Source organism: Nitrobacter sp., assembly GCF_051535215.1.
Classification (GTDB): Bacteria; Pseudomonadota; Alphaproteobacteria; order Rhizobiales; family Xanthobacteraceae; genus Nitrobacter.
This window is the reverse complement of sequence record NZ_JBPPLY010000002.1, coordinates 1-26999: the sequence shown is the minus strand read 5'-3', so window position 1 is coordinate 26999 and position 26999 is coordinate 1. Positions and strand designations below refer to the sequence as shown.

At 63.9% G+C, this 26999-nt stretch carries 23 protein-coding genes; 16 read left to right on the top strand and 7 right to left on the bottom strand.

Annotated elements, in window-relative coordinates:
- Nucleotides 1-3: 3 nt before the first annotated feature.
- On the bottom strand, nt 4-1674 hold the full coding sequence (hisS, locus tag ACS3WB_RS02780; protein ID WP_438274050.1) for a histidine--tRNA ligase: 1671 nt from the start codon (nt 1672-1674) through the stop codon (nt 4-6).
- A 294-nt stretch (nt 1675-1968) separates the two neighbouring features.
- Here hisS and ACS3WB_RS02775 point away from each other — a divergent pair, with 294 nt between their 5' ends.
- Complete coding sequence (locus tag ACS3WB_RS02775) at nt 1969-2346, top strand: endonuclease domain-containing protein (RefSeq protein WP_438274049.1); 378 nt, start codon at nt 1969-1971, stop codon at nt 2344-2346.
- 46 nt (nt 2347-2392) lie between these two features.
- On the opposite strand, the gene ACS3WB_RS02770 is transcribed toward ACS3WB_RS02775, so the two are convergent.
- Both ACS3WB_RS02770 and ACS3WB_RS02765 read right to left on the bottom strand, forming a co-directional pair.
- Nucleotides 2393-4054 carry a pilus assembly protein TadG-related protein gene (locus ACS3WB_RS02770; RefSeq protein ID WP_438274048.1) on the bottom strand — a complete coding sequence of 554 codons (1662 nt, stop codon included), beginning with the start codon at nt 4052-4054 and terminating at the stop codon, nt 2393-2395.
- 11 nt (nt 4055-4065) lie between these two features.
- A complete protein-coding gene (locus ACS3WB_RS02765) occupies nt 4066-4509 on the bottom strand; it encodes a TadE/TadG family type IV pilus assembly protein (protein WP_438274047.1) in 444 nt (147 codons plus the stop codon).
- A gap of 237 nt (nt 4510-4746) precedes the next feature.
- On the opposite strand from ACS3WB_RS02765, the gene ACS3WB_RS02760 reads away from it, so the two are divergent.
- From ACS3WB_RS02760 to ACS3WB_RS02750, 3 genes are all read left to right on the top strand, one after another.
- Nucleotides 4747-6084: an aspartate aminotransferase family protein gene (locus ACS3WB_RS02760; protein WP_438274046.1), complete on the top strand. Its 1338-nt coding sequence runs from the start codon at nt 4747-4749 to the stop codon at nt 6082-6084.
- Between the two features lie 119 nt (nt 6085-6203).
- A complete protein-coding gene (locus tag ACS3WB_RS02755) occupies nt 6204-7577 on the top strand; it encodes an EAL domain-containing protein (RefSeq protein WP_438274045.1) in 1374 nt (457 codons plus the stop codon).
- Nucleotides 7578-7590: 13 nt separating this feature from the next.
- A complete protein-coding gene (locus ACS3WB_RS02750) occupies nt 7591-8445 on the top strand; it encodes a TIGR01459 family HAD-type hydrolase (RefSeq protein ID WP_438274044.1) in 855 nt (284 codons plus the stop codon).
- Between the two features lie 195 nt (nt 8446-8640).
- Here ACS3WB_RS02750 and ACS3WB_RS02745 read toward each other — a convergent pair whose 3' ends face one another.
- Nucleotides 8641-9036, bottom strand: coding sequence for a response regulator (locus ACS3WB_RS02745; protein ID WP_292617193.1), 396 nt, complete (start codon nt 9034-9036; stop codon nt 8641-8643).
- A gap of 244 nt (nt 9037-9280) precedes the next feature.
- Here ACS3WB_RS02745 and ACS3WB_RS02740 point away from each other — a divergent pair, with 244 nt between their 5' ends.
- The 10 genes from ACS3WB_RS02740 to ACS3WB_RS02695 all read left to right on the top strand — a co-directional run bounded on the left by ACS3WB_RS02740 (nt 9281) and on the right by ACS3WB_RS02695 (nt 21433).
- Nucleotides 9281-10264: a bifunctional riboflavin kinase/FAD synthetase gene (locus tag ACS3WB_RS02740; protein ID WP_438274043.1), complete on the top strand. Its 984-nt coding sequence runs from the start codon at nt 9281-9283 to the stop codon at nt 10262-10264.
- Between the two features lie 216 nt (nt 10265-10480).
- Nucleotides 10481-13516: an isoleucine--tRNA ligase gene (gene ileS / locus ACS3WB_RS02735; RefSeq protein ID WP_438274042.1), complete on the top strand. Its 3036-nt coding sequence runs from the start codon at nt 10481-10483 to the stop codon at nt 13514-13516.
- Nucleotides 13513-14010, top strand: coding sequence for a signal peptidase II (lspA, locus tag ACS3WB_RS02730; RefSeq protein ID WP_438274041.1), 498 nt, complete (start codon nt 13513-13515; stop codon nt 14008-14010). The genes ileS and lspA overlap by 4 nt, the downstream gene beginning before the upstream one ends.
- Nucleotides 14011-14088: 78 nt before the next feature.
- Nucleotides 14089-14802 (top strand): hypothetical protein, encoded by a 714-nt coding sequence (locus tag ACS3WB_RS02725; protein ID WP_438274040.1) that lies wholly within the window; start codon nt 14089-14091, stop codon nt 14800-14802.
- 191 nt (nt 14803-14993) lie between these two features.
- Complete coding sequence (locus tag ACS3WB_RS02720; protein WP_438274039.1) at nt 14994-16388, top strand: M16 family metallopeptidase; 1395 nt, start codon at nt 14994-14996, stop codon at nt 16386-16388.
- A gap of 29 nt (nt 16389-16417) precedes the next feature.
- Nucleotides 16418-17782, top strand: coding sequence for a M16 family metallopeptidase (locus ACS3WB_RS02715; protein ID WP_438274352.1), 1365 nt, complete (start codon nt 16418-16420; stop codon nt 17780-17782).
- A gap of 266 nt (nt 17783-18048) precedes the next feature.
- A complete protein-coding gene (arfB, locus tag ACS3WB_RS02710; RefSeq protein ID WP_438274038.1) occupies nt 18049-18468 on the top strand; it encodes an alternative ribosome rescue aminoacyl-tRNA hydrolase ArfB in 420 nt (139 codons plus the stop codon).
- A 371-nt stretch (nt 18469-18839) separates the two neighbouring features.
- Nucleotides 18840-19235 carry a VOC family protein gene (locus ACS3WB_RS02705; RefSeq protein ID WP_438274037.1) on the top strand — a complete coding sequence of 132 codons (396 nt, stop codon included), beginning with the start codon at nt 18840-18842 and terminating at the stop codon, nt 19233-19235.
- A 47-nt stretch (nt 19236-19282) separates the two neighbouring features.
- Nucleotides 19283-19831 (top strand): twin-arginine translocation signal domain-containing protein, encoded by a 549-nt coding sequence (locus ACS3WB_RS02700; RefSeq protein WP_438274036.1) that lies wholly within the window; start codon nt 19283-19285, stop codon nt 19829-19831.
- 33 nt (nt 19832-19864) lie between these two features.
- Complete coding sequence (locus ACS3WB_RS02695) at nt 19865-21433, top strand: GMC family oxidoreductase (RefSeq protein ID WP_438274035.1); 1569 nt, start codon at nt 19865-19867, stop codon at nt 21431-21433.
- A gap of 55 nt (nt 21434-21488) precedes the next feature.
- On the opposite strand, the gene ACS3WB_RS02690 is transcribed toward ACS3WB_RS02695, so the two are convergent.
- Entirely contained in the window at nt 21489-21809 is a 321-nt protein-coding gene (locus ACS3WB_RS02690; RefSeq protein ID WP_438274034.1) for a ribbon-helix-helix domain-containing protein, read from the bottom strand.
- A gap of 275 nt (nt 21810-22084) precedes the next feature.
- Between ACS3WB_RS02690 and mutL the strand changes: the two genes are divergently transcribed.
- Both mutL and ACS3WB_RS02680 read left to right on the top strand, forming a co-directional pair.
- Nucleotides 22085-23896, top strand: a complete 1812-nt coding sequence (gene mutL / locus ACS3WB_RS02685; RefSeq protein WP_438274033.1) for a DNA mismatch repair endonuclease MutL — start codon at nt 22085-22087, stop codon at nt 23894-23896.
- 3 nt (nt 23897-23899) lie between these two features.
- On the top strand, nt 23900-24340 hold the full coding sequence (locus ACS3WB_RS02680) for a DUF1801 domain-containing protein (RefSeq protein WP_438274032.1): 441 nt from the start codon (nt 23900-23902) through the stop codon (nt 24338-24340).
- A gap of 3 nt (nt 24341-24343) precedes the next feature.
- Here ACS3WB_RS02680 and rsmD read toward each other — a convergent pair whose 3' ends face one another.
- Nucleotides 24344-24907: a 16S rRNA (guanine(966)-N(2))-methyltransferase RsmD gene (rsmD, locus tag ACS3WB_RS02675; protein ID WP_438274031.1), complete on the bottom strand. Its 564-nt coding sequence runs from the start codon at nt 24905-24907 to the stop codon at nt 24344-24346.
- 14 nt (nt 24908-24921) lie between these two features.
- The gene (locus ACS3WB_RS02670; protein ID WP_438274030.1) at nt 24922-26958 is read right to left on the bottom strand and encodes a pseudouridine synthase; all 2037 of its coding nucleotides are present in this window, start codon (nt 26956-26958) and stop codon (nt 24922-24924) included.
- Between the last annotated feature and the right edge of the window lie 41 nt (nt 26959-26999).

Here is a 26999-nt window from a genome sequence, read left to right as displayed (position 1 = left end):
TGGCTAATTCCAGCTCACGCCATGACGCGCGAGCAGCTTTTGCACCTCCGCAACGAGATCGCTTTCGCCGACTTCGATCTGCGCCTCGGCCTGCTTCTTCAGATATTCGGTGCGATCCTCGATCGAGGTGAGCCCGGCGCCCGCGATCAGGTCCTTGATCTGCACCTTGCCGTTGGCTTTCTCGTCGCTGCCTTGAATGATCGCGCACGGCGAATGGCGCTTGTCGGCGTATTTCATTTGCTGGCCAAGCGAATGCTTCGGGTTGCCCAGATACAATTCCGCGCGAATGCGAGGCCCATCCGGCCTTGAAGGATCAGCAGGAGAGTTGCGCAGCTCCGCGACCATCTTCTGATAGCCCGCGATGTCGCCGCCGAACACGGTGACGACCACCGGACCCGGCTGCGGCCTGGTGTCCAGCTTGCCGAGCATGGTGAGCGCGGCCTGCAAGCGTGACACGCCGATGGAGAAGCCTGTCGCCGGCACCGGCTCACCGCGGAAGCGCGAAACAAGGCCGTCATAACGCCCGCCGCCGCCGACCGAGCCGAAACGCACCGGGCGGCCTTTCTCATCCTTGGTCTCTAACAGCAGTTCAACTTCGTAGACCGGGCCGGTGTAGTATTCGAGACCGCGCACGACGGAGGGATCGATGCGGATGCGGTCGTCGCTGTATCCCGCTTCTTGAATCAACTTCAAAATCAACAGCAACTCGCCTATTCCCTCCATACCAATTGGAGCCGCTTTGATTGCCACATTGGCATTAAGTAACGCGAGCAAGCTGGGATTAACCGATGGCGGACCAAAGAATTTCGCCAGACCTATTTCATTGTGAGCATTGAGAACCTCATCCCAATTCGAAATGATTTTATCCGGTGATCCTTCGAGATATCCGATCGTTCCATCATTTTTCTTGTAGTTTACCCGATAAGCGTTTGTCGGCGCAAAAACGGACAGCAGCGTGTCCGCCTGCTGTTCGTTTAGTCCGACCCCCTTTGTAAAATCTCCACTTTCATCTTTTCGACCTGTCGTGAGCAAAAGGCGTACGCCTTCTACTCCGAACTTATCGAATTTATCGAGACATCGAAGCGTTTCGATGCGCTTGAACAGCGGCACCTCGGCCGCGTCCATCACTCCGTCCAAAATCTTCCGACTATTCACCTTCACCACGTACTGGCCGCGCGGAATGCCGAGCGCCTCCATGGTGTCGGCGGCCATCATGCACATTTCGGCGTCGGCTGCGGGCGACGCGCTGCCAACCGTGTCCGCATCGAACTGCATGAACTGGCGGAAGCGTCCCGGTCCCGGCTTCTCGTTCCGAAACACATAGCCGGCGCGATAGCTGCGATAGGGCAGCGCGAGGTTCTGGAAATTCTCCGCGACGTAACGCGCCAGCGGCGCGGTGAGATCGTAGCGCAGGCTGATCCACTGCTCATCGTCGTCTTGGAACGAGAACACGCCCTCATTCGGGCGATCCTGATCGGGCAGGAATTTTCCCAGCGCGTCGGTGTATTCCATCGCGGGGGTCTCGACCGGCTCGAAGCCGTAACGCTCATAGACCGCGCGGATTTTTTCCACCATCTGCCGTGTGGCGTCGATCGCGGCGGGACCGCGATCCTCCAGCCCGCGCGGCAGGCGGGCGCGGAGCTTTTGCGTCTTCTTCGGTTTCTTGTCGGACATGGCGCTCGTTATCGTGTTTGTAATCTATAATCTACAGGGCGTTACAAACGCGACAGGGGTTACCAGCCGAGGCGCGGAGGGGCAAGGCGCTCATCATCCGAAACACCCCCTCGCCCTGCCCTCCCAAAGCGAGTCCCGCTCGTCTCGACCCCGCAGGCGAGGAGAGGGAGAAGCAAGGCCTCCTCCCGCCGAAAGGGAGTGTGAAGAGACAGCCCGTTACGAGCTTTCCTAACCTCTCCCCGCTTGCGGGGAGAGGTCGGATCGTGAAACGATCCGGGTGAGGGGCTTTTTCGCATGCGTGGTCCGAAACCAGCGGTCACCGGTTTCTCACGACGTCTGCGAACCAATTCGACGGACGCCGAAATGAACCTTTGGAAACATCTGCGCGCCCGGCAGAACGGTGGCCACAAATTTGTGCGCCAGGCGCCTGTCGGTCCTTACTTTTGCGATTTCGTATGCCGTGAGCGAAAGCTCGTTATCGAGGTGGATGGCGGACAGCACGCGAATTCGCAAAGAGATAAAACTCGAGACCAGTATCTGATTATGAACGGATATCGAGTTCTTCGATTTTGGAACAATGACGTGCTTGGAAATATTGAGGGAGTGCTGTCGACAATCAGTTCGGTGCTGCGCAGAGCCGCCGAACCCCTCACCCCAACCCTCTCCCCGTAAACGGGGAGAGGGAGAAGCGGAGCAGGCGTCTCATCTGACCTGAGTCTCAATTCACCAGCACGGCGCCGTCGCAGCGGATGCCGGAGACCCAGACATCGGCCTGCCCGATGCCGATGCCGAGCGCCGCCAGAACCTGCGCCAGCACCTGATCGATCGATGCCGTGGCGCCGCCGATGATTCCCGTCACGGTCGGGCCGAGGCCGGGGATCGGCAGGCCCAGCGGTCCGACATTGACCTTGAGTGTGAGATCCCCGAGCAGGCTCGCGGTCAGCGACGCGGTGAAATCTGTTGTGGTCACGGTCTTCTTCATCTGAGCGGCAATGTCGGCATAGCTGAAGGTCACCGGCGTCGGCGCGGTGTTTCCCATGCCGGCATGGGCGCGGCCGGTCACGGTGACCGCGCCGAGATTGACCAGCGTCGCCGCGCCGGGATCTGGCTTGCTGGTGAAGTTGGTCATCTCGGCCACCGAGACGTTGCCGATCCATGCGTCGACGATTCCGGGCGTGACGCCGAGGGAGGCGGTCGACGCCGTTACATCGGGGCGGCTGCAACTCACGTCGTCGAGCGTTGCGGTTCCAGATGCGACCTCGACATAGATCGGCAGATTGACGGCCGGCACCGCGCCGCTGCCGAGCAGCTTGATCGATATCAGGACGCGGGTCTGCGCGGTATGTACGCTGGCGCCCTGCGTACCCACCGTCATCCAGCTCTTGCCCTGCGGATGCTCGCCGATCGTCGCCATGACGGAGACGGCGGCGATGCCGGGCAGGCCGAGATTGACGGACGCCGCGATCTGGTTGGTGCCGTTGGCGATCGCACCCGTCGCCGACAGCAGGTCGAACAACGACGCGCTGACGCCGGTTTTCGGTTTCGAGCCAACCGTCATCGCCGAATAGGGGCCGACGTCGATCAGCGTTCCCGGCACGATGGTGGTGGTCACCCCGGCCAGCGCCAGCGAGATGTTCGACAGCGCCAAGGTCGCCGCGTTCAGGCCATTCGCCGCCTGTTGCGCGCTCAGCATGGCCGCCACGATATCGGCGACCTTCACGTTGCCCGACAGGACGGAGTCGTAGGTGACACCGGTCAGGTCAAGCCGCGTCGCCAGCGCGTTGAGGAAATCGAAGGCGTCGATGTGGGCATCGATCAGCGCCTGATAGTCCATCACCGACAACGACAGCGTCGTCCCCAGCATGCGGCCGAGCACGGCGTTGAGGAGGCCGCCGTTGAGCGCGAGCAGCCGCGAGCCGATCGCGAACGACGCCATCGCAGTGCTTGCCGCGGTGGCGCGCGTGGTGATGTCGAAGTGATTGCCTCCGGTAAACATGCGCGCGAAGTAAAGCGGAGTTTGCGTGCGCAGCGTCACCCGCGCTGCGTTGGCGGCTCCGCTTCCCGGCGTCGCAAAACGTGCCTGCGGTGCGAGCGCGGCGTTGGCGGTATAGGTGCCGAGTTCGACCGAGACCAGCGCGCTCGCCGGATAACCGTTGGCCGTCACCGTGGCGGCCGCCGCGTTCCTGGCCTTGCCGATGTTGCCCGCAGCGACGATCGCCGCCAGGTCGGCCGCGCTCTGCGACTTGCGGCGATCGGCATAGATCGAGCCGATGTCGACGCCGAGCGCGGCGCAGCCGAGCAGCAGCACCATGCATCCGGCGCCCATGATCGCGAAGTTGCCGCGCGTATCCGAGACAAAGCGCCGAAGCAGGCCTGGCATCGCACGTCTCCTCAAAAACCGCCGAACGGGATCGCCGCCGAGCGAACGATGGTGGTGGGCGGCGACGGCACGAATGGCAGCGTGTAGATGAAGTTGCCGGAGGCGTCGTAATTGACGGTGACGACGAAAACGTCGCTGCCCGACGTTGCCGCGCTCACCGACAGACGGGCCGGCTGCAAAAGCGGATACGAGCCGGCATTCGCGGTGATGTAGCTTTCGGCGAGACTCACTCGCTCGGCCTCGCTCAGGCCCGCGACCGAGGAGCGCGCCGCTTCGGCGGCAAGCTGCTGCACGCCGTGCACCATCGTGAAGTAGGCGCCGAACACGACGATGCCGAACACCAGCATCAGAAACAGCGGCAGCAATATCGCGAACTCGACTGCGGATGCGCCGCGAGGGCAGCGCGCCAGCCGGCGCAATCTGGAAGAATCGAAGCGTTTACCGAAGCGTGTCATACGGCGTACTGAGCCATACAACCATTAAGTGTATATGAATGAATTATACACTAAAGGTGGTATATAGATGCGCGGAAGTTCGCCACCCCGCCATTGCCGCGCGTATGCCGCAGGCGCTTCCACAATTCGCACAACATCCGGGCACATGGGCTCGATGCGGCAAACCGCATTTCGCAGCCTTGCAAAAAGGGGATAGGCTGGCGCCGAACATGCCGAGACATCAAGAAGAGGCCTCCGATGCTAGACAAGAGCCCCGCCCCGCCCGCGCCGAACGATCTGGCTGCGTTCTGGATGCCGTTCACCGCCAACCGCGCCTTCAAGGCGGCGCCACGGCTGATCGCCGGCGCCAAGGGCATGCACTATTTCTCAACCGACGGCCGCAAGATCATCGACGGCGCCGCGGGCATGTGGTGCTGCAATGCCGGTCACGGCCGCGCGGAAATCGCGTCGGCGATCGGCAAGCAGGCTGAGGCGCTGGACTTCGCGCCGCCGTTCCAGTTCGGCATTCCGCAGGCGTTCGAGCTTGCGAACCGCATCGCCGCGCTCGCGCCGAACGGCCTCGATCACGTGTTCTTCTGCAATTCGGGATCGGAGGCGGCGGACACCGCGCTGAAGGTCGCGCTGGCCTATCACCAGATCAACGGCCAGGGCAGCCGCATCCGCCTGATCGGTCGCGAGCGCGGCTATCACGGCGTCGGCTTCGGCGGCACCTCGGTCGGCGGCATCGTCAGCAACCGCAAGATGTTCGGCACGCTGCTCACCGGCGTCGACCATCTGCAATCCACCTACGATCGCGAAAAGCAGGCCTTCAGCAAAGGCGAGCCTGACTACGGCGCACATTTCGCCGACGAACTGGAGCGCCTCGTCGGCCTGCACGGCGCCAACACCATCGCCGCCGTGATCGTCGAGCCGATGGCGGGATCGACCGGCGTGCTGCCCGCGCCCAAGGGCTATCTCAAGCGGCTGCGCGAGATCACCGCGAAGCACGGCATCCTGCTGATCTTCGACGAGGTCATCACCGGCTTTGGCCGGCTCGGCTACGCGTTCGCCGCCGAACGCTACGGCGTGCTGCCCGACATGATTACCTTCGCCAAGGGGATCACCAACGGCGCGGCTCCGATGGGCGGCGTGCTGGTGCGCGACACCATCCACGACGCCTTCATGTCCGGCCCGCCGAACGCCGTGGAACTGTTCCACGGCTACACCTATTCGGCGCACCCGCTGGCCTGCGCCGCCGGCCTCGCCACCCTCGACATCTATCGCGACGAAAAGCTGTTCGAGCGCGCCAGGACGCTCGAGCCGACATTCGCCGACGCGGTGATGAGCCTGCGCAACGAGCCCAACGTGGTCGATATCCGCACCGTCGGGATCACGGCGGGCATCGATCTTGCTCCCAACGGCAATGGACCGGGCGACCGCGGCTTCGCGGCGCTGAGAAGCGGCTTCCACGACCACGACGTGATGATGCGCATCGCCGGCGATACGCTGGCGCTGACCCCCCCGCTGATCGCCAGCGACGATCAGATCGGCGAGATCGTCGACAAGGTGGCCAGGGTGATTCGCGCCGTCGCCTGAGCGTCTGGTCCGATTCCGGCGGAAACGGTAGAAGACTGCCCGCCGAATCACCGATAATGGTAGTGTGACGGTCCGAAAGCGCCGGAGATTGCCCGGCAGCGGGAGCCTTTTCGCGCCAGATGATCCGTATTTCCACGATTTTCGTCGCCATCTGCATGGTGCTGGTCTCCGGCTCGCTCGGCGTCGCGCTCTATTCGCTGACCAGCCTGAATGCGTCGGAAGCCGCCGTCGTGGCGCTGGCCGCGCTGACCTTCCTCGTTCTGTTCAACGCGGTCTCGATGCGGATGCGCGACCGCAGCGATGTCGATGGCCAGATCGCCGATCTCTCGCACGGCATCGCCGACCTCGCCCGCCAGGTCGGCGACTTCGGGCGTCGCCTCGCAGCCGCCGAGAGCAAGGTGGTCTCGGCCAACTCCGCCGGGCACGACCGCATTCAATCAGGACTTCAATCCGCGCTCGGGGAAATCAGCGAGCTTGGCGGACTGGTCAGGCAACTCGCCGCCTCTGTCGCCACCCACGAGGACATCCTGGCGGCGCTGCCGGCAGCCGCCCCGCCTCCGATGCCCGAGCCCCCGCCCCCGATACGGGTTGCGGCGCCTGCTCCCCCCCGCCCGCCCGTAACGAGTGCCGCACCGAACCGCAACGACTCGCCGATCCTGACCGCGATCAGGAGCGCCATCGAGGATAACAGCGTCGATATTTTCCTGCAGCCGATCGTCACGCTTCCGCAGCGCAAGATGCGCTACTACGAAGCGGTGGTGCGGCTGCGCGATGCCCGCGGCACGCATCTCGCCGCCGGCGATTTCATCCCCGCCGCCGAAGCGGCCGGCCTGATGGGGCACATCGACAACATGGTGGTGGTGCGCTGCATGGAGGTGCTGCGCCGCCTCCAGATGCGCAACAAGGACGCCAGCCTGTTCTGCAATCTCTCCGCGGCGACGCTCGGCAACCGCACCGCATTCGGGCAGTGCCTCGATTTCCTCGAAGCCAATCGCGCGCTGGCGCCTTCGCTGATCCTCGAATTCAAGCATAGCACGCTGCGCGGCCTCGGCCTGACCGAAAGCGAGCACCTCGCCGCTCTGGCGCAGCGCGGCTACCGCTTCTCCATCGACCATGTGACGGACCTCCGCATCGAGCCGCGCGAACTGGCCGACCGCGGCGTCCGCTTCATCAAGGTACCGGCCTCGCTGCTTCTCGACCCGCATCAGACATCGGCCTCCGACATCCATCCGGCCGACATCTCCGACCTGCTCGGACGATTCGGCATCGACTTGATCGCGGAGCGGATCGAAAACGAACGGGCGGTGGTCGACCTGCTTGATTACGACATCCGCTTCGGTCAGGGTTTTCTGTTCGCCGCGCCGCGACCGCTGCGTCCGGATGCGCCGGCAGACACAACCGACAAGCCGAAAGCCGGCTCCACCAAGCCCGACCATCCGTTCCGCAAAACCGGCACCGCCGCACTGGCGCGCCGCGCCAGCGGTGCGGTCTGAGCATCCGAGCGCAATGACGGCCCTTCGTTTCGTCGAACATCTGCGCGACCTCGCGATCGACAGGGATGTCGTGCTCAGCGACATATGGGGCGTCGTCCACAACGGCCTCGTGTCCTTTCCCGAAGCCTGCGCGGCGCTGAAGACGTTCCGCGACAAGGGCGGGACCGTCATCCTCATCACCAACGCGCCGCGCCCTGCCGAGGCCGTGCAACGGCAATTGCGCAAGTTCGGCGTCCCCGACGACTGCTATGACGCCATCGCTTCATCGGGCGATCTGGCGCGCTGCTATGTCGCCGAGCATCCCACCAAGGCGGTCTACTGGCTCGGCCCGGAGCGCGACAGTTCGATCCACAGCGGCCTCAATCCCGTATTTGCGCCGATCGAACGCGCCGACTACATCATCTGCACCGGCCCGTTCGACGACGAGACCGAAACCGCCGAGGACTATCGCGCCCTGATGATGCAGGCGCGCGAACGCAAGCTGCCGCTGATCTGCGCCAATCCCGATATCGTCGTCGAACACGGCGACCGCCTGCTCTATTGCGCCGGCGCCATCGCCGAACTCTATCGGGAACTCGGCGGCGAGGTGATTTTCTACGGCAAGCCGCACCGGCCAATCTACGAGCGGGCCATGGCGCTGGCGCGGGAGCGGCGCGGCCACGATACCCCGCTGAACCGGGTACTCGCGATCGGCGATTCCGTACGCACGGACCTGATGGGCGCCCACGCCTTCGGCATCGACCTGCTGTTCCTGACGCGCGGCATCCATTCCGAGGAATTCGCCGGTGTCGACCAACTCGATCCGGCCTCGGTCAAGGAATTGTTCGGCCATCCGCCGCTGGCGCTGATGCGCGAACTGAAGTGGTAGGGCTAGAGAAAAATGTCCTCGGAGCTTGACCGAGGATGGATAGCCGGTTCGCTTGAAGCAAAACAATAAAAAGCCCGCTTCTGATTTCATCAGAAGCGAACCTCAAGGCGTGAATGCCCGTGACCGGCACAGGCATGACGGAGACATATCGCCAGAGCAGAAATCGAAACGAGGTCAGTTCGAAAAGCGCCGGCGTTACGCCGGAACGCTGTCGGGGAACACCGCTTCAATCTTGTTCTTCAGCGTCGCCGCGTTGAACGGCTTGACGATGTAGTTGTTCACGCCGGCCTTCTTGGCGGCGATCACGTTCTCGGTCTTCGACTCCGCCGTGATCATGATGAACGGCGTCATCGCGAGATTGGCATCGGCGCGGACTTCCTTGAGCAGATCGTAGCCAGTCATCGGCTCCATGTTCCAGTCGGAGATCACGAGGCCGTATTTCTTGGTGCGCATCTTGTTCAGCGCCGCCGAACCGTCGCTGGCGTCGTCGATGTTCTCGAACCCAAGCTGCTTGAGAAGATTCCGGATGATGCGGATCATGGTGTTGTAATCGTCCACCACAAGAACCGACATCGACAAGTCTACTGCCATTTTGAACCCCCTGCACGCCACATTCTATGTGTGCCGAAATCGTCAAAGGCCCGCCTGTGCGGGCCATCCTGGGAGCATGCCGGAATTCGCCGGTCCTGCCCCCGCGGGTCGGCTCCCCTTCCTACTCCCCAGCCCTTAAACAGCGCGTTAATCCGGGAATGGACGCGGAGCAGCGCCGGTGCTCCGAAAAGCCGGCCAGCCGCGCTTGACTTCAACCGGCTCCCCACCCATCAACGAAACGGTAATGACCTCCCGATTTGCCATCATCCGCGACACCACGCCTACCGCTGCGATTCCCAAGGGTTCGGTGGTGGCGATGGGCAATTTCGACGGCGTGCATCTCGGCCATCGCGCGGTGATCGCGGCGGCACTCCGAATGTCGCGCGCCCGTGGGAAGCCGGCCCTTGCCGTCACCTTCGAGCCGCACCCGCGAAAGTTTTTCAGCCCCAACACCCCGCAGTTCCGCCTGACCGACGAGACCAACAAGCTGCGGCTGCTGGCTGCAACGGGCCTCACCGGGGCCGTGGTTATGACCTTCGACGCCGCACGGGCCGGCACCACGGCGCAGGATTTCATTCACCATGATCTCATCGACCGCCTCGGCATCAGCGGCATCGCCGTCGGTTACGATTTCCATTTCGGCAAAGGCCGGGTCGGTTCGCCCAGCCTTTTGGCGAGCGAGGCGACGCGCTTCGGCATCGAGGTCGACGTGCAGCCCCCTATCGATATCGACGAACGTCCGGTATCCTCCAGCGCGATCCGCATGGCGCTGGCGGAAGGCCAGATCGCGGATGCCACCGCCATGCTCGGCGGACCGTGGTTCGTGACCGGCGAGGTGATCCACGGCGACAAGCGCGGCGCCGGGCTCGGTTATCCCACCGCCAATATCCGCCTCGACAAGGATTGCGGGCTCAGGCACGGCGTCTATGCCGTGAGGGTGGGACGCGGCCAGGGAAAGGATCAGCGGCGCTTCGACGGCGTCGCGAGCTTTGGCCGCCGCCCGACCTTCGACAACGGCGCGCCGCTCCTCGAAGTGTTCCTGTTCGACTTCAAGGGCGACCTCTACGGCACCACGCTGGACGTGGCCTTCATCGGCTTCATTCGCGACGAGCTGAAATTCGACAGCGTCGAGACGCTGGTTCGCCGGATGGACAGCGATGCCGACATCGCACGGGCCATGCTCGCGGCCGCGCCCGATGCATTCCCAAAACTGGGAGAGATCGGGTGAGTCGCGCTTCCTCCCTCTCCCCTTGCGGGAGAGGGTGCTGAGCGACGGAGCCGCGAAGCAAGTGAGGGGGGCAGATGCTGGGGTCGGAAAAACAACCCCTCACCCGGCTCAGTTTCGCTACGCTCACCTCGCCACCCTCTCCCGCAAGGGGAGAGGTAAGAAAGAGCTGCCAAACCGGGTTTCCCCTTCCCACCAAAACACGCTATTCACCCCGCCATGACCGAAAAGCCGAAAAAATCCGACGCCCCCGACTATTCCAAAACCCTCTACCTGCCGCAGACGGAATTCCCGATGCGCGCCGGACTGCCGCAGCGCGAGCCGGAGATTCTGGCGCGCTGGAACGAGATCGATCTTTACGGGCAACTCCGCGAGCGTGCGAAGGGGCGGCCGAAATTCGTGCTGCATGACGGCCCGCCTTACGCCAACGGGCATATCCATATCGGCCATGCGCTGAACAAGATCCTCAAGGACGTCGTGACCAAAAGCCAGCAGATGCTGGGGCACGATTCCAATTACGTGCCGGGCTGGGACTGCCACGGCCTGCCGATCGAATGGAAGATCGAGGAGGAGAACTACCGCTCCAAGGGCAAGGCGAAACCGAACTTCAAGGAGTCGGCCGCGATGGTCGCGTTCCGCAAGGAATGCCGCGCCTACGCCGAGCACTGGCTGAACGTCCAACGCGAGGAGTTCAAGCGCCTCGGCATCATCGGCGACTGGGACCATCCCTACGCCACCATGACCTATCCTGCCGAGACGCAGATCGCGCGCGAACTGATGAAGTTCGCCGCTAACGGCACGCTCTATCGCGGCTCCAAGCCGGTGATGTGGAGCGTGGTGGAAAAAACCGCGCTTGCCGAAGCCGAGGTCGAGTACGAGGACCACACCTCGGATACCGTCTGGGTGAAGTTTCCGGTGACCTCGCCGGCGCACGGCGCGCTGGCGCAGGCGAACGTTGTGATCTGGACCACGACGCCGTGGACGCTGCCGGGCAACCGCGCCATCAGCTTCTCGAACAAGATCGCCTACGGCCTCTACAAGGTCACCGATGCGCCCGCCGACAACTGGGCCAAGACCGGCGATCTTCTGATCCTGGCCGACAATCTCGCCGCCGACGTCTTCAAGCAGGCGCGCGTCACGACGTATGAGAGAGTGCGCGACATTCCTGCCGATACGCTGGATGCGGTGGAATGCGCGCATCCGCTGAACGGCCTGCCCGGCGGCTACGACTTCACCGTGCCGCTGCTGGCAGGCGATCACGTCACCGACGATACCGGCACCGGCTTCGTCCACACCGCGCCGGGACATGGCCGCGAGGACTTCGACATCTGGACGGCGAATGCGCGCGAGCTTGAGGCGCGCGGCATCACGACCGCGATCCCCTACACCGTCGACGAGAACGGCGCGCTCACCGCGCAGGCTCCGGGCTTTACGGGCAAGCGCGTGCTCACCGACAAGGGCGAGAAGGGCGACGCCAACGACGCCGTCATCAAGGCGCTGGTCGAGCGCAACATGCTGCTGGCGCGCGGGCGTTTGAAACACCAGTACCCGCATTCGTGGCGCTCGAAGAAGCCGGTGATCTTCCGCAATACGCCGCAGTGGTTCATCGCGATGGACAGGGATATTCTGAACGCTCCGGCCAAAGCCGGAGCTACGGATATCGCGGACCACGGCAAGGCAAAGCCCGGCGACACCTTGCGCGCCCGCGCGCTGCAAGCGATCAGCGTGACGCAATGGGTGCCGCCGCAAGGACAGAACCGCATCACCGGCATGATCGCCAACCGGCCGGACTGGGTGATCTCGCGCCAGCGCGCCTGGGGCGTGCCGATCGCGGTGTTTGTGCGCGAAAAGGGCGACGGCTCCGCGGAAATCCTGATCGACGAGGCCGTCAACAAACGCATCACCGACGCTTTTGAGAAGGAAGGCGCCGATGCCTGGTACACCGAAGGCGCGCGCGAACGCTTCCTCGGCTCACGTGCCAATGAGGACTGGCAGAAAGTCGACGACATCCTCGACGTCTGGTTCGACTCCGGCTCCACCCACGCCTTCGTGCTGGAAGATCCCGTGCATTTCCCCGGCCTCGCCGGCATCAAGCGCAAGGTCGATGGCGGTCGCGATACCGTGATGTATCTGGAAGGCAGCGACCAGCATCGCGGCTGGTTTCACTCCTCGCTCCTGGAAAGCTGCGGCACGCGGGGCCGCGCGCCTTACGACGTGGTGCTGACGCACGGCTTCACGCTCGACGAGAACGGCCGCAAGATGTCGAAGTCGCTCGGCAATACGGTCGATCCGCAGAAGGTCATCAAGGATTCCGGCGCCGACATCCTGCGGCTGTGGGTCTGCGCCACCGATTACGCTGACGACCAGCGCATCGGCGCGGAAATCCTCAAGAACACCGTGGAAACCTATCGCAAACTGCGCAACACCATCCGCTGGATGCTCGGCACGCTGCATCACTTCGATCGCGGCGACGCGGTCGCGTTCGCCGACATGCCCGAACTGGAACGCCTGATGCTGCACCAGTTGGCGGCACAGAGCGAAGTGGTGCGCAAGGCTTACGCGGATTTCGATTACAAGATCGTGATCGCCAGTCTCGCGGCCTTCATGAACACTGAACTTTCGGCGTTCTATTTCGATATCCGCAAAGACACGCTGTATTGCGATCCGCCGTCATCGGCGGCGCGCAAGGCAGCGCTCACCGTGATCGATACGCTGTGTGACGCGATCCTGAAATGGCTGGGGCCGGTACTGTCGTTCACAACCGAAGAAGCGTGGCGGCTGTATCGCCCGGACGCGGAGCCGTCGGTGCACCTGACGACGTTCCCCGAGAATTTCGACAATTTCCGCGACGACGCCCTGGCCGCGAAGTGGGAGACCATCCGCGCCGTGCGCAGCGTCGTCACCGGCGCACTGGAACTCGAGCGCGCCGCCAAGCGGATCGGCTCCTCGCTGGAAGCCTCGCCGATCATCTATATCGCCGACCGCGCCATGCTGGCGACGTTGTTCGACGTCGACCTGGCCGAGGTCTGCATCACTTCGAACTATGAGGTGCGCGAGGGCGACGCGCCTGTCGACGCATTCCGTCTGCCGAACGTCCAGGGCGTCGCCGTGGTGGTCGAGAAAGCCGCGGGCACCAAGTGCGCCCGTTCGTGGAAAATCCTGCCGACCGTTGGCGACGACAAGGAATATCCGGACGTGTCGCCGCGCGATGCGCAGGCGCTGCGGGAATGGAAGGCGCTGGGGGTGAGCGTGTGACACCGGTACTACGCTCCGGCGTCGTCGCGGCCGTCGCGGCACTGATCCTCGATCAGGCCTCGAAGCTGTGGCTGCTCTACGTGTTCGATATCGGTCGTCGCGGCGCCGCCAGAGTTACGCCGTTCTTCGACCTGGTGCTGGCCTGGAACACCGGCATCAGCTACGGCTGGTTCCAGACCGACAGTCCTGTGGGCGCCACGATCCTGGTCGCGGTCAAGGCCGTCGCTGTGGTGCTTTTGGCGATCTGGATGGCGCGTTCGCACACCCGCACGGCGACAATTGGCCTCGGACTCATCATCGGCGGCGCTATCGGCAACGCCATCGACCGCTTCGCCTATGGCGCGGTGGTGGATTTCGCGCTGTTTCACGTCCAGTTCGCGGGAAAAACCTATAGCTGGTATGTGTTCAACATTGCCGACGTGGCGATCGTTGCCGGTGTGATAGCCCTGTTGTATGATTCCTTCTTCGGAACACCCGCCGCAAAAGCGCCCTGATCCCGGACGATAGGGGCTGGTCGGAGTGCGTGCGGCTTCGGCCGCGATCCCTTCGGAAAACTGAACAGGATAAACGCGATGCGCAAAACCGGACGGAACGGTTGGGATGTGCCCAAGGCTTCGGGAATGCTGCCGCGCAGCGTCCGCCTCGCGGCCGTGGCCCTGGGCATCGCCGTCGTGCTGTCTTCCGGCGTGGCCCGCGCCCAGGACGACGACGATGACTCGACCTTCGAGGAGAAATTCATCAGCAACCTGATGAGCGGCATCGGCGCCACCAACATGGACAACAAGGGCATCGAGTATCGCGAGCGGTCGCCGCTGGTGATTCCGCCCAAGATCGATCTGCCGCCGCCGGGCTCCGTCGCCAAGGAAATCAGGGACCCGAACTGGCCGAAGGATCCCGATGTCGAGCGCCACAGGGAAACGATCGCCGCCCGCAAGCGAAGCAAGCCGACGCCCGAGGAAGAAGGCCGCTCGATCCTGCCGAGCCAGCTCGCAACGCACGGTTCCGGCACCACCCGACAGGCTGAGACGGATCAACCGGGCAAGCCGCAGTACGAGAATCCGTCACTGAGCCCCTCGCAACTCGGTTTCACCGGCAAGCTCGGCAACCTGTTCGGCAGCAAATCGGAGAGCGCTCCATTCAGGGGCGAGCCGGAACGGGAAAGACTGACGCAGCCGCCGCCGGGCTATCAGACGCCGTCGCCGAATTACGCTTATGGCACCGGACCGAGGGAAGCTCTCGGCAATACGTATGTCGATGTCAACAGCGGCAAAGAACGCAAAGAGTGATGGCGATCGGGAGCACGGACGGCCCGGCTGATGGTTTCTCTGTCCGGATCGTACAACACGATGCGGATCGGCTCTCGTAATCATCAGGACCAGACGACGCCGTGACCGAATGCGCGACCGAATGATTGGCTCCAGCACAAGGACCGACGGCAATCCGTGACGCTTCCGACAACTTGCCGCTGGTGCACACCATGAGAGCATTGCGACGACCGACCGCCCGCGCCTTCACGGCGCTGGCCTTTTGCTTAGCGTTCCTGTTTGCCTTCACAGCAGCCCGGGCGCAGACCGTGACCGGGCAGCCCCCGACCACCTTTACCCTGCCGAACGGGCTTGCGGTCGTGATCATTCCCGATCACCGGACGCCGGTGGTCACGCAGATGATCTGGTACAAGGTCGGCTCGGCAGACGAAACGCCGGGCAAATCGGGGCTCGCACATTTCCTTGAGCATCTGATGTTCAAGGGCACCGCCAAACATCCGGCCGGCGAGTTCTCCCAGACGGTGCTGCGCGTCGGCGGCGAGGAGAATGCCTTCACCTACTTCGATTACACCGGCTACTACCAGCGCGTGCCGCGCGATCAGCTCGCGACGATGATGGCGTTCGAGGCCGACCGCATGACCGGCCTGGTGCTGAAGGACGAAAACGTGCTGCCCGAGCGCGACGTGGTGCTCGAGGAGTACAACATGCGCGTCGCCAACAATCCCGACGCGCGGCTGACCGAACAGATCATGGCCGCGCTGTATCTCAATCATCCCTATGGCCGTCCGGTGATCGGGTGGCACCACGAGATCGAGAAGCTCACCCGCGAGGACGCGCTCGCCTTCTACAAGCGGTTCTATGCGCCGAACAACGCGACGCTGGTGATCGCCGGCGACGTGGACGCGCAGAAAATCAGGCCCGAGATCGAAAAGACTTTCGGCCAGGTGCCCCGGCAGCCCGCGATTCCGCCGGTCCGCATCCGCCCGCAGGAACCGCTGCCGGTTGCGTCGCGGACGGTCACGCTCGCGGACCCTCGCGTCGAACAGCCGATGCTGCGGCGTTATTATCTCGTGCCTGCCGCGACCACCGCCGCCGCCGGCGAAAGTCCCGCGCTGGATGTGCTTGCGCAACTGATGGGCGAAGGCAGCAACGCGTATCTCTATCGCGCGCTGGTCGTCGACAAGCCGCTCGCGGTCAGCACCAACGCTTCCTATCAGGGCACCATGGTCGATCCGACCCAGTTCGCGATCGCGGTTGCGCCGAAGCCGGGCGTCAGTTTCGCCGATATTGAGAAGGCGATCGACGCCGTGATCGCAAATCTCGCCACGAACCCCGTGCCTGCCGAAGATCTCGAGCGCGTGAAAACGCAGTTGATCGCGCAGGCGATCTACGCCCAGGACAGTCAGACGACGCTGGCGCGCTGGTACGGCGCGGGCATGACTGTGGGATTGAGCGTCGACGAAATCAGGGGCTGGCCGGATCGCATCCGCGCGGTGACTGCCGCGCAGGTCCGCGAAGCCGCGAAGAAGTGGCTGGTGAAGACGCGCTCGGTGACGGGTTATCTGATCAAGGACACCGCGCCGGCGCACGAGGAGAAGCGGTCGTGAGACGCATCCGGATCGGCGCGGCGCGCCGCCTGCTCGCCACAATATGCTTCGTGTTGATTTCCCTCGCCGCAAATCCGTCGTTCGCCGCGACGAAAATCCAGCATCTGGTGACGCCGGGAGGCATCGAGGCCTGGTTCGTTCAGGATGCGACCGTGCCTCTGGTCGCGATGGAATATGCGTTCGCCGGCGGTGCGGCGCAGGACCCCGCCGACAAACCGGGCGTTGGCTACATGGTCGCGAGCCTGCTCGACGAAGGCGCCGCCGATCTCGACTCCAAAACCTTCCGTGAACGTCTCGACCGCCGCGCCATCGAGTTGAGCTTCAGCATCGAACGCGACCGTTTCCGCGGTTCGTTGCGGATGCTCAAGGAGCACAGCGGCGAGGCATTCGACCTGCTGCACCTCGCCCTCACCTCCCCGCGATTCGACGCCGATGATGTCGAGCGGATCCGTTCGCAGATCATGTCCGAGCTGCGCCGCAACTCCACCAATCCCAACGCGCTCGCCGGCCGACATTTCCTCAAACTCGCATTCGGCGATCATCCCTACGGGCGTCCGTCGCACGGTACCCTCGAAAGCATTCCTGCGATCAAGACCGACGACCTCAGGAACTACGAGCACCGCGTGCTGGCGAGAGACCAGTTGAAAATCGCGGTCGTCGGCGACATCGAGCCGGTCGCCCTCGCAAAGCTGCTGGATCAAACCTTCGGAGGGCTGCCCGCGAAAGGCGACCTCACACCCGTTGCCGACGTCGTCGCCGCCAAGCCGCCGCAACGCGCATTCGTTCCGCTCGATGTGCCGCAGACCGTGGTCATGTTCGGCGGTCCCGGCGTCAAGCGCCACGATCCGGATTTCATGGCGGCCTACATCGACAACCACATTCTCGGCGGCGGCTCGCTGTCGTCCCGACTCTATCGCGAGGTTCGTGAAAAACGCGGCCTCGCTTATTCCGTCTCGGAATCACTCTTGTGGATGAAACACTCGGCGCTGTTTGCCGGAACCACCGGTACGCGCGCCGACCGCGCCAGCGAGAGCATCGATGCGATCGACAAGGTAATCCAGCACTTCGCCGAAGACGGACCAACCCAGAAGGAACTGGACGAGGCTAAATCCTACGTGAAGGGATCGCAGATGCTGGAGCTCGATACCTCCTCGAAGCTCGCAACCGGCCTGCTGCAGTACCAGACCGACGGTCTGCCCATCGACTACATCGAGAAGCGCAATTCCATCGTCGATGCCGTCACCCTCGACCAGGCCAGAAACGTCTCGAAGCGGTTGTGGGGACAGGGGCTTCTGACCGTGGTGGTGGGACGCGCCCAGGCGGCGGCGCAACCGGCGGCGATCCAGCCAGGAGCGACCCGGCCCGCGCCTCACCCCGCCCCCGCCGCCCACTAGAGTCGGGTTCAACTGCGTTGAACCAGCACTCTGGTCTGATCTTTTTAATTGAGCATGATCTTGTCCGAAAACCGGTTTCCACTTTTCGGGATGATGCTCTAGCGTGGTGGTTCAGAAGTTCGCTTCATTTCTCTGCGAGCGCGTCAAGCGAACTTTGAACCTGCACCACACCAGAATTATAAACTTTCTAGCGCCCTTTTGAATCTGAAGTTCGCTCCGGAAGGCGCTGCATAATGAGGCGAACTTCAGATTCAAAAGGGCACTAGATGGTGCGGATTACGCGTGAGATCGCGATCGACGAGAACGATATCGAGATCAGCTTCATCCGTGCCTCGGGTCCCGGCGGCCAGAACGTCAACAAGCTCTCGACCGCCGCGCAACTGCGCTTCGACACCCGCCGCCTGACGCTCGCCCCCGACGTGGCCGTGCGGCTCGCAAGCCTCGCCGGACAGCGGATGACGAGGGACGGCGTGATCGTCATCCACGCCCAGCGCTTCCGCACCCAGGAGCGCAACCGCGCCGATGCCATCGATCGCCTGATCGAATTGCTGCGCAAGGCCGCGACCCGGCCGACGCCGCGCCGCGCCACCAGGCCGACGCTTGCCTCGAAGAAGCGCCGCCTCGAAGGCAAGAAACATCGTGGCGACGTCAAGGCAAGGCGCAAACCGGCGGGATACGAGGACTAGAGCTAGCCCGGCTTTGATGGAATCAAAACTGGACTCTGCTTTTTGTTTGACGCGTTTTCCTGACGCGAACCGGTATCCACTTCACTTGAAAACCCTATAGGAACCTTTGGCTTGTCCATCGGACTTGCCGGATCGTTTCGGCGCGAGCGGTCTCGCAATGATCCCCATCCAACATCAGGTCAGCTCCGGCATCCGCTCTCCGGAATTCGACTTTTGGCGCAGCGCCTTTTTGTTCTTCTCTTTTGTTCTGCCCTGAAACAGCCCGCTACTACCACAGCCCCGAAGCGGCGACTTAAAATCTGTGCACGGCAACGGTGTGAAGACGCCAAGAGTTGCGTCATTCCGGCTGAAAGCCGAGGGAGTTGAACTGAATGGCCAAGCCGGTTCACTCGATGATCCGCGTCCTTGACGAAGCGAAGTCGATCGATTTCTACGCGCGCGCGTTCGGGCTTCAGATTGCGGAACGGCTGGCATGGCCGGAGTTCGCATTGATCTATCTGCGTCATCCCTCTTCGCCTTTTGAAGTCGAACTGACCGTGAATTTCGATCGCAAGGAGCCCTATTCGCTCGGTGACGGATACGGCCATCTTGCCGTCGTGGTCGACGACGTGGATGCGGAGCACGCTCGCTTCGAGCGAGAAAAATTATCGCCGGGACCGCTGCGCGATTTCAAACACGACGGATCGACGCTGGCCCGCTTCTTCTTCGTCTCCGATCCCGACGGCTACAAGATCGAGGTGATCCAGAAAGGCGGTCGCTTCGGATAATGCCTCCACAGCGAGGCAACCAACGAATTCTTCGAGGGAGGACTCCGATGAGAGAAGTCGATCGCCGAAGCAAACATTCGCGGCGCACCTTCCTGAAGGGCGCAGCCGCAGCGGCGCCCGTGGCTGCGATCGCGACCAGCATTCCGCTCAGCGTCGAAGACGCCTGGGCGGAGGACGCCACCGCGCTGCAGCCAGCGACGATGAAGACACTGGTGAAGGTAGCGCGCGACATCTATCCGCACGATTTCCTGGTGGACAGTTACTACATCACCGCGATCAAGCCATGGGACGGCAAGGCGGCGAAAGACCCGGCCGTCAAGGCGATGCTCGAAGACGGCGTGAAGCGCCTCGATCAGAATGCCCAGGACAAGCACAAATGCAGCTACGTGGACGTCGGATGGGAATCCGATCGCGTCGCGCTGCTGCTGGGCATCGAGCAGACCGCCTTCTTCAAGGCGCTTCGCTCCGACCTCGTCGTCTCGCTCTATAACCAGCAGGCGCTGTGGCCGAAGTTCGGTTACGAGGGCTCCTCCGCCGAACACGGCGGCTACATCCATCGCGGCTTCAACGACATCGACTGGCTGCCGAAGACCTGAGGACGCCGCCCAGTTCCGTTGGAGGACATAGACATGGCAAAGTTCGATCTGAATGACGACAGCGTCGTCGTTATCGTCGGCTCCGGGGCCGGCGGCGGCACCCTGGGCAACGAGCTGGCGCAAAAAGGCGTCAAGGTCGTGATCCTCGAAGCCGGTCCGCGCGTCGAGATTGAGAACTTCATCAACAACGAATGGGAAAGCTTCGCGCAACTCGCCTGGACCGACATGCGAACCACCTCGGGCGACTGGCGCGTGGCGAAGGACTTTCCGAATCTGCCGGCGTGGATCGTGAAATCGGTCGGCGGCTCGACAGTGCACTGGGCCGGCGCTTCGCTCCGCTTCGACGAGCACGAATTCAGGGTCCGCACCACCTATGGAGAATTGCCCGGCGCCAATCTGCTGGATTGGCCGATCACGCTCGCCGAGATGGAGCCGTGGTACGCCAAGGCCGAGGATAAAATGGGCGTCACCCGCACCAACAACATCCCCGGCCTGCCCGGCAACAACAACTTCAAGGTGCTCGAAGCCGGCGCACGCAAATGCGGCTACAAGGAAGTGCACACCGGCCGGATGGCGATCAACTCAGAACCGCGCGACAATCGCGGCTCGTGCCAGCAGATCGGATTTTGCTTCCAGGGTTGCAAATCCGGCGCCAAGTGGTCGACGCTCTACACCGAAATTCCCAAGGGCGAAGCGACCGGCAATCTCGAGGTCCGGCCCAACAGCATGGCGCTAAAGATCGAACACGCGCCTTCCGGCAAAGTCACCGGCGTCGTCTATGCCGATGCCGACGGCAAGACACAGCGCCAGAAAGCGCGGATTGTGGCTGTCGCCGGCAATTCGCTCGAAAGCCCGCGCCTGCTGCTCAACAGCGCATCGAACATGTTTCCCGATGGTCTCGCCAACTCATCCGGCCAGGTCGGCCGCAACTACATGCGGCACATGACCGGCAGCGTCTATGCCGCATTCGAGAAGTCGGTGCACATGTATCGCGGCACCACGATGGCGGGCATCGTTCGCGACGAAGCGAAGCACGATCCGAAACGCGGCTTCATGGGCGGCTATGAGATGGAGACGCTCTCGCTCGGCCTGCCGTTCATGGCGGCGTTCCTCAACCCCGGCGGATGGGGCCGCACCTTCACCTCCGCGATGGAGAACTATCCGCGCATGGCCGGCATGTGGCTGGTCGGCGAAGACATGCCGCAGGAAACAAATCGCGTGACGCTCGATTCGACGATCAAGGACAAGCACGGAATGCCGGTCGCGAGCGTGCACTATGACGATCATCCCAATGACATCGCCATGCGCAGCCACGCCTACAAGCGAGGCGCTGCGATATATGAAGCGGTCGGGGCGACGGCGGTCTATCCGACACCGCCCTATCCGAGCACGCACAACATGGGCACCAACCGCATGAGCGCAAAGCCGCGCGACGGCGTGGTGAACAAGTTCGGCCAGACCCATGACATCAAGAACCTGTTCGTATCGGATGGCAGCCAGTTCACCAGCGGCGCGGCCTGCAATCCGACGCTGACGATCGTGGCGCTCGCGATCAGGCAGGCCGACCATATCGCCGGCGCGATGCAGAAGAAGGAAATCTGAGGTTCGTCAGTGCGGGGCGCGCACGCCGCTCCGGCGAACAAAAATGACGCCGCGGCTATTCCGCCGCGTCCATGATCGGCACCGTCGTCGCCCGGTTGAGTTCAGGCATCACCGCGACTTCACGCGACCGGTAGATCAGGCAGGAGCAACGCAGCAGCGAGGCGAAATTTTTCACCTCGCCGTGGTGGTCGAGAACTTCGTTGTGAAGCTTCGTGAGGAATTTCGCGAGGCTGATGCCTTCCTTGCCCGCGATCTCTTCCAGGGTATCCCAGAATGCAATTTCCAGCCGGATCGACGTGCAATGACCGCCGATCCGCAGCGAGCGGGTCTGCGATTCATAGCCGCGTTGAGGCTGATGAGCGAACAGGCGGCACATGGCGTATCCTCCGGTCTGCTTTATAACTTTTCTAAAAGATATACCTGGCGGTCCGAAGCCACAATCAGACATTGGAGCTTTTTCGAGCGAAGCGGATACCGGTTCGCGTCAAGAAAACGTGTCAAAACAAAATCATGGAGCACGATCGCGCTCCCCCGAGGGCTGCGCTAGCGCTGGGAGCGCCGGTTCCCTTTTTTGGGGCATGCATTTGCCGCCACGCCACCTAGAATGCATCAAGCTCGAATCGACCCGAATAGCTAACCAAGCGACCGCGCATGCCCGTCCGCCAGCTTCCCGAGACCGTCGTCAACCGCATCGCCGCGGGCGAAGTGGTCGAGCGACCGGCAAGCGTGGTCAAGGAACTGGTGGAAAACGCCGTCGATGCCGGCGCGGGCCGCATCGACATCTTCACCGACGGCGGCGGAAGGCGGCGGATCGGCGTCACCGATGACGGCGGCGGAATGACGCGTGGCGACCTCGCGCTGGCGGTGGACCGCCACGCCACCTCGAAGCTCGACGACGAGGACCTGCTTCGCATCCGCACACTTGGTTTTCGCGGGGAGGCGCTGCCCTCGATCGGCGCGGTTGCGAAGCTTGCCATTACCACGCGCCACGCCAGCGAGCCGCATGCGTGGTCGCTCAGCGTCGAGCGCGGACGGAAATCGGCAATCGCGCCGGCAGCGCTGACGCAAGGCACGCGCGTCGAGGTCAGCGACCTGTTTTTTGCGACGCCCGCGCGGCTGAAATTCCTCAAGACCGACCGGACTGAGGCTGAGGCGATCCGCGAGGTGGTGCGGCGGCTGGCGATGGCGCGGCCCGATATCGCCTTCACGCTCGCGGGCGAAGAGCGCGCTCCGGTGACCTGGACGGCGGCGCTGCCGGGCGAAGCGGGACGGTTGACGCGGCTCGGCGACATTCTCGGCGCAGACTTCCGCGGCAGCGCCATCGCGGCGCGTGCCGAACGCGAGGGCGTGATCGTGGAGGGCTTCGCCGCCGCGCCGTCGCTGACGCGCGCCAACGCGCTCGGCCAGTATCTGTTCGTCAACGGCCGCCCGGTGCGCGACAAGCTGATCCTCGGCGCGGTGCGCGCAGCCTATTCCGATTACCTGCCGCGCGACCGTCATCCCGTGGTGGCGTTGTTCGTCACGACTGAGCCGCAGGAGGTCGACGCCAACGTCCATCCTGCCAAGACGGAAGTGCGTTTCCGCAACGCCGGGCTGGTGCGGGCGCTGATCGTGCACGCGCTGAAGGACGCTCTCGCGCGCGAGGGCCGCCGCACGGCCGCAAACAGCGACGGCGCGGTGCTGACGGCATTTCGTCCGGCGACCGCGCCGCGGCCGGCGAACTGGGACTGGCGGCAATCACCCGCCTCGCCTCCCGGTGCGCGGCCATGGTCGGAGGGTGCGACCGCGACCGTTTTGGCGGAGCCCGGACAGGCCGCATTCGACGTCGGCGCGCCGAGCGCGGATGTACGGTTCGAGGCCCCTCCGGCGGTTGACCTGATCGACCGGCCGCTCGGCGCGGCGCGCACGCAGATTCACGAAACCTATATCGTAACGCAGACCCGCGATGGCCTCATCGTGGTGGACCAGCATGCGGCGCATGAACGCATCGTCTATGAGAAATTGAAGGCAGCGCTGGAGCGCGATGGCGTGCAGCGGCAGATTCTTCTGATCCCCGACATCGTCGAACTGGACGAGGCGACCGTCGAAAAGCTGATCGACCGCGCGCATGAACTTGAAAAATTCGGTCTCGCCATCGAGTCCTTCGGACCCGGCGCGGTCGCGGTGCGCGAGACGCCGTCGCTGCTCGGCAAAACCAACGCAGCGGCGCTGTTGCGCGATCTCGCCGAGCACATGGCGGAATGGGACGAGGCGCTGCCGCTGGAACGGCGGCTGATGCATGTCGCGGCCACGATGGCATGTCACGGCTCGGTGCGCGCCGGACGAATCCTCAAGCCCGAGGAGATGAACGCGCTGCTGCGCGACATGGAGGCCACGCCCAATTCAGGCCAGTGCAATCACGGCCGCCCGACCTATGTGGAACTGAAACTCGCGGATATCGAGAAGCTGTTCGGGCGCAGGTGATCCATGAAGAAGTCCCGCGCGAAGGAGGCCACAGACGGGGATCTTCCCTCCCGCCTCATCGATGCCCGGATCAGGGAGTTGGGCGACTGGCGGGGCGAGATGCTCGCGCGCGTCCGGGCCATCATCAGGCAGGCCGATCCCCATGTGATCGAGCAGGTGAAATGGAAAAAGCCGTCGAACGCGATGCGCGGCGTTCCGGTGTGGGAGCACGACGGCATCATCTGCACCGGCGAGACCTATAAGAACGCTGTGAAGATGACCTTCGCCAAAGGTGCTTCGCTGGACGATCCGTCAGGTCTGTTCAACGCCAGTCTCGAAGGTAACACCAGGCGCGCCATTGATCTTCATGAAGGCGACAGGATCAATGAGAAAGCATTGAAAGCGCTTATTCGGACCGCCGTGGCACTGAACACGTCCGCTCTCAAGCGCAAGATGAAGGCGTAGCGCCTAGCGGCGGCTGCTCGGCCGCAGAAACACGAACTCGGTGTCGTCATAGGCGCGGCGTTCGAGTTCGTCATAACCGTCCGGCGCGGCAAACGCAGCCGCGGTCGCTTCCTCGACAACGACCAGCGCCTCCGGCACAAGCCACCCGCCCTCGCGCAGCGATGTCAGCGCCTGTTCGGCCAGACCTTTGCCATAGGGCGGGTCCGTGAACACCAGCGAGAACGGCTCCATCGGATGCGCCGGGCCAAGATTGGTCGCATCGCGGCGATACACCTTCGTGACGCCGCCGAGCCCGAATGCCTCGACATTGTTGCGCAACAATGCGCGCGCCTCGGCGCCGTTATCCACGAACAGCGCGAACTTCGCCCCGCGCGACACCGCCTCGATGCCGAGCGCGCCGGTGCCCGCAAACAGATCGAGCACGCGCGCGCCGTCAATCGGATTGGCGTAGGCGTGAATGAGGATGTTGAACAGCGACTCGCGCAGGCGATCCTGGGTCGGCCGAATCGCATTCGACGCAGGCGAGGCGATGTTACGGCCTTTCAGCCGTCCGCCGACGACGCGCATCGTTCAATCCCTTATCAATCCTTTGGCGTCAGGTCGCGCTTGCCGTGATAGCCGCGCTTCGGCCGGCGCGGCGGACCGTAACCGTTGGCTTCGGCCTCGTTGCGCGCCCGCGCCTCGTCGCTGCCGGTCCGCTGCACCACGACGCTGCGGCCCTTGCGATCCTCGATCAGCGAACGTTTCGTTCTCTCTTTGTTATCTTTCTTCGAGCGCAGTGGCGTGCCGTCGCGGCCGAGCTTGGGAGCATCGGCTTCGGCGGCGGCGCCGGCAAAATTCGCGTTGGCGAGCGCGGCGATCTTGTCGCCGAGCTGCTCGCGCAGCACGCGGGTCTTGACTTCCTCGACCTCACCTTCCGCGATCTCGGCCAGTTGAAACGGACCGTAGGAAATACGGATCAGCCGGTTCACCTCGAGTCCGAGATGCGCCATCACATTGCGCACCTCGCGGTTCTTGCCCTCGCGGATCGCAAACGTCAGCCACACATTCGCGCCTTGATCACGCTCGAGCGTGGCGTCGATCGAGCCATATTTGACGCCGTCGACCTCGACGCCGTGCTTCAACGCGTCGAGCTGCGCCTGCGTCACCTCGCCGTGGGCGCGGACGCGGTAACGCCTGAGCCAGCCGGTGTCCGGCAGTTCCAGCGCGCGCGCCAGACCGCCGTCATTGGTCAGCAGCAACAGTCCTTCGGTGTTGAAGTCGAGCCGGCCGACGCTGATCAGCCGCGGCAGGTCTGCCGGCAGATTGTCGAACACGGTCGGCCGTCCTTCGGGATCGGCGTGGGTCGTCATCAGGCCGCGGGGCTTGTGATAGAGAAACAGCCGGGTGCGCTCGCGCTCGGGCAACGGCTGACCATCAACGGTAATGACGTCGCGCGAGGTGACGTCGAGCGCCGGCGAGTTGATGACGCGGCCGTTGACCGCGACGCGGCCCTGCGTGACCCATTCCTCGGCGTCGCGGCGCGAGGCAAGACCTGCGCGCGACATCACTTTCGCGATGCGTTCGCCAGCCTTCTTCGGCTTCGGCTCCGGCCGCGCGCCGCGGCGGTCGTCGTCAGGCCTGCGCTCCCGATAGGCGCCGCGCCCACCGAATGCCGGGCGTTTCGCGAAGACCTTGCTGTCGTCCTCATTGTCGCGCCGCGGGCGATCGTCGCGATCCTCCCGGCGCGGGCGCTCCTGCCACGCATTGCGTTCGTTGCGAGGACGGTCGCCCGCAGAACGATCCTGTCGCGGGCGATCGAAGCGCGGACGCTCGCCCTCCGGACGATCAAACTTGCGCGGGCCACGCTCGCCGCCGGCAGCACGTTCCGGGCGATCTTCCCGCGGTTTCGAGAACCGTGGACGCCCTGCGCCGCCGCGATCATCGCGCGGGCGGGCATCGCGCTTCTCCCACGGCTTGGATTCGCCACGTTCCGGGCGGTCGCCGAACTCCTTGCGCGGCCCGCGCGAACCACGATCCCCCGCACCGCGTGAAAACTTTCTGTCACCGGCAGAGCGATCCCCGCGCGGCTCATAAGCGCGCTTCTCGCCGTCCCCCTGGCGCGGCGGACGCGCGCCATAAGGCCGATCGCCTTGCGGCCGCGCACGCTGCGGACGGTCGCCGTCTTTCCGGAAACCCTCCCCTCGTGGAGTGTAGGGACGTTTCTCCCCGAATTTCTTGTCGGCAAAGCGCCTTGCAGGGGGCGCGTCGCCACGGTCAGCGCGCGGCGCGCGATCGTCACGTTTGAAGGCTGGGCGCTCACCGCGAGGTGAATCCCCGCGCGGCGCGTAGGCACGCTTGCCGCCGCCATCGTCGCGCTTGAAGCGCGGCCGCGCGGCGTCACCGCCATCGCGTTTGCCCGCATAGGGTTTCCTCGCACCCGCCTCCGACGTCCGGGCATAGGATTTCGCGCTGGCGCGCTTGCCGGTCGAGGGCCGCTTGCTGCCTTCGTCTCGCGCGGTAAGGCCGCGCTTGGCGAGCTTCTTTTCCGGCCCGCGCGCCGCGCCGGATCGGCGCTTGCCGCCTGGGGGACGATCACGCCGGCCACGTGCATTGTCTTTATCGGTATCGCGGGGCATGAATGTTCTCGCAAAAGCAACCGGCCGGCGGCGACGCCGAC